Raw genomic sequence first — 7,831 nt, 5'->3', positions numbered from 1 at the left:
TCCCGCCCCCGGAGCCGTGTCTCCCGAGGGGCGTCAGCCGTTGCCGATGCCGCCGATGAAGCCGCCGGGGCCGTTGTCGCCGCCGCCGTCGTCCTCACCGCCGCCGTCGTCGCCCCCGCCGCCGTCGTCCCCGCCGTTGCCGCCGTTGTTCCCGCCGGGCCCGCCGCGCTGGGTGAACACCCGGATGGTGGAGCCCTCCTCCACGGGGTTGCCGGCGCCGGGATCGGTACCGACCACCACGGCGTTGCCGCCGCCGGGCCCCTGGCGCTCGACCTGCAGGCCGAGCCCCTCCAGTTCGGCACGGGCCTCGTCGAAGGGCCGGCCGACCACGTTCGGCACCTGCACCTGCTGGGGCTGCGGTTGCAGCGCCACCGTGACGGTGATCTGGCTGCCCGGTGCCCGGCGCGATCCGGCGGTCGGGTCCTGGGCCAGCACCTGGCCGGCCGCCACGTCGCCGCTCTCCTGGTCCCGGCGGGCGACGGTGAAGCCCTCCTGTTCCAGTCGGCGTTGGGCGTCCTCGAAGGACAGGCCCACCACGTCCGGCACCTCGGCGTCCTCGGGCGCGGTGGCCACCGTCAGGGTCACGGTGGACCCCGGCTCGACCTCCTCGTTGGCGCCGGGGTCCTGGCCCAGGACCGTGCCCTCCTCGGCCTCGTCGGTGACCTCGTTGCGCCGCTCCACGTCCAGACCGGCCTCGCGCAGGGTCGCCACGGCGTCCTCGTAGCGCTCGCCGACGACGTCGGGGACCGACACGTCCTCCGGTCCGGCGGCGGTGTACACCGTGACCACCGTGCCGCGCGGGACCTCGGTGTCGGCGGCCGGGTCGGTCTCGCAGACCAGGCCCTCCTCGACCCCCTCGCAGGGTCTGACGCCACCCTCCTCGGCGACCAGTCCGACACTGTCCAGTCTTCCGACGGCCTGTTCGTACTCCAGCCCCCGGAGGTTCGGTACCGAGGTGTCGTTCGGCGGATTCCCGGGGAACAGCGCCCGGCCGATGAAGATCGCGCCGATCAGCACCAGGACGCCCGCGACCACCAACAGGACGGTCGAGGTGTTGTTCTTCCGGCGGCGGGAGTCGCGGTCGTCGTACCGGTCGTCGTACCCGTTGCCGTAACCGTCGTCCGCCGGGGCCATCACCGAGGTGGCGGGGCCGCCCGACTGCGCCCGCAGCGCCTGGGTGGGCCGGTCCTCGCCCCATCCGCCGCCGTACCCGGCCGCGCCCATCGCCGCCGCGGCGGCCACCGGGCGGCCGTCGAGGTACGCCTCCATGTCGGCGCGCATCTCGTCCGCCGACTGGTAGCGGTAATCGGGGTCCTTCATCAACGCCTTGAGCACGATGGCGTCGATCTCGGCCGGGATCTCCGGGTCGTAGACGCTGGGCGGCTGCGGTTCCTCGCGCACGTGCTGGTAGGCGACCGCGACCGGGGAGTCGCCGACGAAGGGCGGCCGGACCGTCAGCAGTTCGTAGAGCAGGCAGCCCGCCGAGTAGAGGTCGGACCGGTTGTCCACCGTCTCGCCCTTGGCCTGCTCCGGGGAGAGGTACTGGGCGGTGCCGATGACCGCGGCGGTCTGGGTCATGGTCATGCCGGAGTCGCCCATGGCCCGGGCGATGCCGAAGTCCATCACCTTGACCTGGCCGTTGCGGGTCAGCATGACGTTGGCGGGCTTGATGTCCCGGTGCACGATGCCGTTGCGGTGCGAGTACTCCAGCGCCTGGAGGATGCCGATGCACATCTCCAGGGACCGCTCGGGCAGCAGCTTGCGCCCCGAGTGCAGCAGTTCGCGCAGCGTGGAGCCGTCCACGTACTCCATCACGATGTACGGGATGGAGATGCCGTCGACGTAGTCCTCGCCGGTGTCGTAGACGGCGACGATCGCGGGGTGGTTGAGCGAGGCGGCCGACTGGGCCTCCCGCCGGAAGCGGGCCTGGAACGTGGGGTCGCGGGCGAGGTCGACACGCAGCGTCTTCACGGCCACCGTGCGGCCCAGACGCGTGTCGTGGGCCAGGTGGACCTCGGCCATGCCGCCGCGCCCCAGTACCTGTCCCAGCTCGTACCGCCCGCCGAGGCGACGCGGCTCTTCCATGCTTCCAGCCCTCTCCGTTGGTCCCGGCCTCCCCGGTCGGGCGAGCGGTCTGCCGCGGGCTCCCTGTACGGGGGTCCGCCCGCGCATACGGTACCCGGCGCGGGCGGACCCCCGTACACGGGAGACCCGCCGATGCGCAACCGGCACCGCGGCGCACGGTCCCTCCCGGCGACCCGTCGGGCGGGTTCGGCACGCGGGAGACCCCCGGCCAGGGGAACACCCCGCGATGCCGTCACGAATAGGACTGTCGGGAAAGCCGATCGGTTGCGCCGATCCTCCCGGTACCGCGGCGGCACGGGGGAAAACGCGCGTCATCGGAGTGGATCCGCGGCCGGTACGCGCCGCGCGCCCGCGCCGGGGCCCGGCGCGTGAGCGACGTCACGCGGCCCCCGCTCGGCCGGCGGCCCCGACCACCGGGGCGGGGCGGGGGAACCCGCGCCCACCCCGGGTCACCCGCCGGAGACCACGGCCTCCATCACGGCCTTCGCGATCGGCGCCGCGAGGCCGCCGCCGGAGATCCGGTCGCGCTCCGCGCTGCCGTCCTCGACCACCACCGCGACCGCCACCGGCGTGCCGCCGTCCTCCGGCACGGCGTAGGAGATGAACCACGCGTACGGCAGGTTCTCGTTGTCCTCGCCGTGCTGCGCGGTACCGGTCTTGCCGCCGACCCGGACGCCGTCGATCCGGGCGTTCTGCCCGGTGCCCTCCTCGACCACGCTCTCCATCGCGCTCTGCAGCGCCTGGGCGTTCTCCGGGGACAGCGGGCGGCTCATCTCGGAGGGCCGGTGCTGCTCGACCACGTTCAGGTTCGGCGCCACCAGCCGATCCACCATGTACGGCTCCATCAGCTTGCCGTCGTTGGCGATGGCGGCGGTGACCATGGCCATCTGGAGCGGCGTGGCGCGGTTGGAGGCCTGGCCGATGCCCGCCATCGCGTTCTGCGGCCGGTTGTCCTCCGGGTAGACGCTGGCCGCCGCCCGGACGGGGACGAAGACCTCCTCGTTGAAGCCGAAGGACTCGGCGGCCTCGATCATGCCCTCGTTGCCGATGTCGGCGCTCAACCCGGCGAAGACGGTGTTGCAGGAGTCCATCAGGGCGATCCGGATGGAGGCGTCCTCGCAGCGGCCGACGATCTGGTTGCCCAACTCCACGCCGGCGGTGTCCGGCAGCACGTAGGGCTCCGGGTAGTCCGTGGACTCGTCCACGTCGTTCAGCAGGCCGTTCTCCAGCGCCGCCGCGGCGGTGAGCACCTTGAAGGTGGAGCCGGGGGGGTAGGTCTCGCGCAGCGCCCGGTTCAGCATCGGGGCGTCCTCGTTGTTCTCCTGCTGCAGTCCCGCCCATGCCTCGCCGTCCGCGGAGGAGCCGCCGGCGAAGGTGGAGGGGTCGTAGGACGGGGCGCTGACCAGCGCGAGGATCGCGCCGGTGGTCGGGTCGATCGCGGCGACCGCGCCCTTCTTGCCCTCCAGGCCCTCCCAGGCGGCGCGCTGCGCGGCCTCGTTGAGCGTGGTGACGACGCTGCCGCCCTGCTTGTCCTTGCCGGTCAGCATGTCGATGGTGCGGCTGAAGAACAGCCGGTCGTCGTCGCCGGTAAGGATCGAGTCGTAGATGCTCTCCAGCTGGGTGGTGCCGAAGACCTGGGAGGCGAAGCCGGTGACCGGCGCCCACATCTCGCCGTCGGTGTAGGTGCGCTTGTACCGGAAGTCGGTGCCGTCCGTCTCCTCCGACCCGGTGATGGCGGTGCCCTCGACGATGATGTCGCCGCGCGGGTGGGCGTACCGCTCGATCGCCACCCGGCGGTTGTTGGGGTCGGTCTGCAGCTCCGTCGCCTGGACGAACTGCACCCAGTTCACGCGCAGGAGCAGGGCGAGCATGAGCAGGCCGCAGAAGATCGCGACCCGCCGCATCGGCTTGTTCATGTGCGGACCACCTGAGTCTGTTCGGCGTCGATCCCGGCCGCCGGTTCCGGCGCGGGACGGCGGGCGGTGTCGCTGATGCGCAGCAACAGCGCCACCAGGGCCCAGTTCGCGATCACGGAGGAGCCGCCCTGGGCCAGGAACGGCATGGTCATGCCGGTGAGCGGGATCAGCGCGGTGACGCCGCCGGCGACCACGAAGACCTGGAGCGCGAAGACGCCGCTCAGGCCCACCGCCAGCAGCTTGCCGAAGGGGTCGCGGGCGGCCAGGGCGGTGCGCAGACCGCGCTGGATCAGCAGGCCGTACAGCAGCAGCACCGCCATCAGCCCGACCAGGCCCAGCTCCTCGCCGACGGTCGCCAGGATGTAGTCGCTCTTGGTGGCGATGCCGCCGATCAGCCGGGAGTAGCCCTGGCCGAGGCCGGAGCCGAGCAGCCCGCCGGAACCGAAGGCGTACATCGCCTGCGCGGTCTCGGTCACACCGCCGTTGGCCCCGAGGGACAAGGGGTTGAGCCAGTTGTCCACCCGGTGGCCGACGTGGCTGTTGAAGCTCGCCACGGCGACCGCGCCGCTGACCGACAGCAGCAGGCCGAAGACGATCCAACTGGTGCGCTCGGTGGCGACGTACAGCATCACCACGAAGATCCCGAAGAACAGCAGGGACATGCCCAGGTCGGTCTCGAAGACCAGGATCATCAGGCTCAGCGCCCACACCAGCAGGATGGGGCCCAGGTCCCGGCCGCGCGGCAGGTACATCCCCATGAAGCGGCGGCTGGCCAGCGCCAGGGCGTCCCGCTTGACCATGAGGTAGCCGGCGAAGAACACCGCTATCACGATCTTGGCGAACTCACCGGGCTGGAGCGAGCCGACGCCCGGGATGGTCACCCAGATCCGGGCGCCGTTGACCTCGCCGAAGAACAGCGGCGAGATCAGCAGGATGAGCGCCACCACCATCGAGATGTAGGTGTAGCGCTGCAGGATGCGGTGGTCCTTGAGCAGGATCAGCACACCCAGGAAGAGCAGCACGCCGACCGCCGACCAGATCAACTGGTTGGGCGCCATCGCCCCGCCGAGGCGGGCGGTGGTGATGGTCGGCTCCAGGTCCAGGCGCCAGATCAGCACCAGGCCCAGGCCGTTGAGCAGGGTGGCGATGGGCAGCATCAGGGGGTCGGCGTACGGGGCGAAACGGCGCACCACCAGGTGCGCGATGCCCGCGATGGCGGCCAGCCCGGCCCCGTAGCCCAGCATGCCGGGCGGCAGCGAACCGTCCTTGGCCAGGCCGATGTTGGCCATCGCCAGGACGGGGATCAGGACCGCGAACACGAGCATGGCCAGCTCGGTGTTGCGCCTGCTCGGCGGGGCGAGGGCGCCCACGGTGGTGTTGCCGGTCACCGGGTCGGTGCCGGGGACGGCGCCGGGGGCTCCGGTCGGTGTGCGCGTGCTGCTCATGGCTCGTTCGTTCGGCGTCAGCTCCCGGCGCGGGCCGGGACGGGGTCGGGGGCGCCGGCCGCGTCCGCGGTGTCCGGGGTGCCGGTGGGGGGCACGGGGGAGTCCGGGTCGGCCGGCTCCCCCGGTTCGGTGCCGGCTTCCTCGGCGCCGGGGCCGTCGGTCGGGTCGGTGCCGGGCTCCTCGGCGGGGGCGTCCCCGGCCTCGGCCTCCTCGCGGCAGGTCGCGGTGTCCTCGGTCAGCTCGACGATCTTCTCCTCGGCCTCGCGCAGGTCGCGGGCGGGGATGGCGTTCTCGACCAGACCCCGCTGGTACTCCGGCAGGCACTCCAGTGCGATTTCGGGGTGGTCGCGGTGCACGCTGTTCAGCCTCAGCGGACCGAGGTCCTGGCTGACCCCGCGGAAGACCGCGACGTGATCGCCGTTGGCCCCCACGAAGTACTGGTTCTGCGTCCAGCGCCAGCCGGCCCAGCCGGCGGCGCCGACCAGACCGAGCACCAGCACCATCAGCATGCCGCGCTTCCACCAGCGACGCCGGGGCCGGTCCCGGCGGTACTCGTCGCCGAAGGACCCCAGCACGTCGTCCTCGTCGCCGCGGCCGTCCGCGCCGGAGCGGTTCAGCTCGGCGGCGCGCGCCGCCGGCGTCCCGCCGCCGCCCGACTCCCGGCGGCCCGGTCGGACCTCGGCGACGGCGCCGACGATCTGCGGGGCGTCGTTGAGCTGGGTGGCGAGGGTGTCGCCCTCGCCGCGGCCGGTGTCCAGCACGTCGGCCACGATGCAGGTGATGTTGTCCGGGCCGCCGCCGCGCAGCGCCAGGTCGATCAGCTCGCGCACCGTCTCCGGCGGCGGGGCGAAGGCGCCCAGGGTCTGTTGCAGCGTCTCGTGGCTGACCACGCCGGACAGGCCGTCGGAGCACAGCAGGTAGCGGTCGCCGGTGCGGACCTCCCGGATGGAGAGATCGGCCTCCACCTGGTCCGCGCTGCCCAGCGCCCGCATCAACAGGGAGCGCTGCGGGTGGGTGCCCGCCTCCTCCTCGGTGATCCGGCCCTCGTCCACCAGCCGTTGCACCCAGGTGTGGTCCTGGGTGATCTGGGTGAGCTGCCCGTCCCGCAACAGGTAGGCGCGGGAGTCGCCGACGTGCACCAGCCCCAGTCGCCGTCCCGTCCACAACAGGGCGGTCAGGGTGGTGCCCATGCCGTCGAGGCGGGAGTCCTCCTCCACCATGCCGCGCAGCCGGGCGTTGGCCCGCTGCACGGAGTCGTCCAGGGAGGTGAGGACGTCCGAACCGGGGATGTCGTCGTCGAGCTGGACGAGGGCCGAGATGACCTCGGAGCTGGCGACCTCTCCGGCCGCCTGCCCCCCCATGCCGTCGGCGATGGCGAGCAGCCGGGGACCGGCGTAGCCGGAGTCCTCGTTGTGGTCCCGGATCATGCCGGTGTGGGATCCGGCGGCGAATCGCAGTGCCAGGCTCATGCTCGCCTCATCCATCGGTTCCGTGGATCTCCGCACGGTGCCCGCCCTCTGGTCGTCATGTGTGGGTCCGACCCTACTTCCGCAGCTCGATGACCGTCTTGCCGATCCGCACGGGGGAGCCGGGCTCGATGGGCATGGGGCCGGTCAGCCGGGAGCGACCGAGGAAGGTGCCGTTGGTGGATCCGAGGTCCTCCACGATCCACCGGCCGTCGCGATCGGGGTAGATCCGGGCGTGGCGGCCGGAGGCGTAGTCGTCGTCCAGCACGATGGTCGAGTCGTGCGCCCGGCCGAGCGTAATGGTCTGCCCCTGCAGAGCAACAGTGGTGCCGGTCAGCGAACCCTCGGTGACGACCAGTTTCGTCGGCGCGCCGCGGCGCCGCCGGCCGCCGGAGCGGTCGGCGGGCGGCTGCTGCCGGCGGCCCTGCGGGGCCCGCTGGTCCGGGGCGCGACGCGGCCCGGCGGCGGCGACCCGGCGCTGGGTGACCCGGGTGCCGAAGAGATCGCTGCGGATGACCTGAACGGCCACGATGACGAACAGCCACAGGACGGCCAGGAATCCCAGCCGCATGACCGTCAGGGTCAGTTCTGACATTGCCCCCGCTTCACCCTTCGGCTTGCCGGTAGATGATGGTCGTACTGCCCACGATGATCCGCGAGCCGTCGCGGAGCGTAGCGTGCTTGGTGGGGCGGCCGTCCACCACGATGCCGTTCGTGGAGCCGAGGTCGCGCACGGCGGGCGGGTCCACGGCCTGGATCTCGCAGTGCCGACGGGAGACGCCGGGGTCGTCGATCCGCACGTCGGACTCGGTGCTGCGACCCAGGACCAGGGTGGGGCGGGAGATCTGGTGGCGGGTGCCGTTGATCTCCACCCAGCGTCGGACGCGGGTCTGCGGGGCCCGGGCGGGCAGCGCCGGGG

6 protein-coding genes are annotated in these 7,831 nt (G+C 72.5%); all 6 read right to left on the bottom strand.

What is annotated here, in order from left to right:
* Positions 1–33 precede the first annotated feature (33 nt).
* A complete protein-coding gene (pknB, locus tag FOE67_RS10630) occupies positions 34–2,085 on the bottom strand; it encodes a Stk1 family PASTA domain-containing Ser/Thr kinase (RefSeq protein WP_182662928.1) in 2,052 nt (683 codons plus the stop codon).
* A gap of 449 nt (positions 2,086–2,534) precedes the next feature.
* On the bottom strand, positions 2,535–4,001 hold the full coding sequence (locus FOE67_RS10625) for a peptidoglycan D,D-transpeptidase FtsI family protein (protein WP_182662926.1): 1,467 nt from the start codon (positions 3,999–4,001) through the stop codon (positions 2,535–2,537).
* The gene (locus FOE67_RS10620) at positions 3,998–5,326 is read right to left on the bottom strand and encodes an FtsW/RodA/SpoVE family cell cycle protein (protein WP_228473746.1); all 1,329 of its coding nucleotides are present in this window, start codon (positions 5,324–5,326) and stop codon (positions 3,998–4,000) included. The genes FOE67_RS10625 and FOE67_RS10620 overlap by 4 nt, the downstream gene beginning before the upstream one ends.
* 137 nt (positions 5,327–5,463) lie before the next feature.
* Positions 5,464–6,915, bottom strand: coding sequence for a PP2C family protein-serine/threonine phosphatase (locus FOE67_RS10615; RefSeq protein WP_182662924.1), 1,452 nt, complete (start codon positions 6,913–6,915; stop codon positions 5,464–5,466).
* Positions 6,916–6,988: 73 nt separating this feature from the next.
* Entirely contained in the window at positions 6,989–7,507 is a 519-nt protein-coding gene (locus FOE67_RS10610) for an FHA domain-containing protein FhaB/FipA (protein ID WP_182662922.1), read from the bottom strand.
* Between the two features lie 10 nt (positions 7,508–7,517).
* On the bottom strand, positions 7,518–7,831 hold a 314-nt coding region (locus FOE67_RS10605), incomplete at its 5' end, for an FHA domain-containing protein (protein ID WP_182662920.1).

It is taken from the genome of Streptomyces calidiresistens (genome assembly GCF_014141525.1).
In the GTDB taxonomy this organism is placed as follows: Bacteria; Actinomycetota; Actinomycetes; order Streptomycetales; family Streptomycetaceae; genus Streptomyces; species Streptomyces calidiresistens.
Note: the sequence above shows the minus strand (reverse complement) of the source record. Positions and strands in the feature narration are given on the sequence as shown.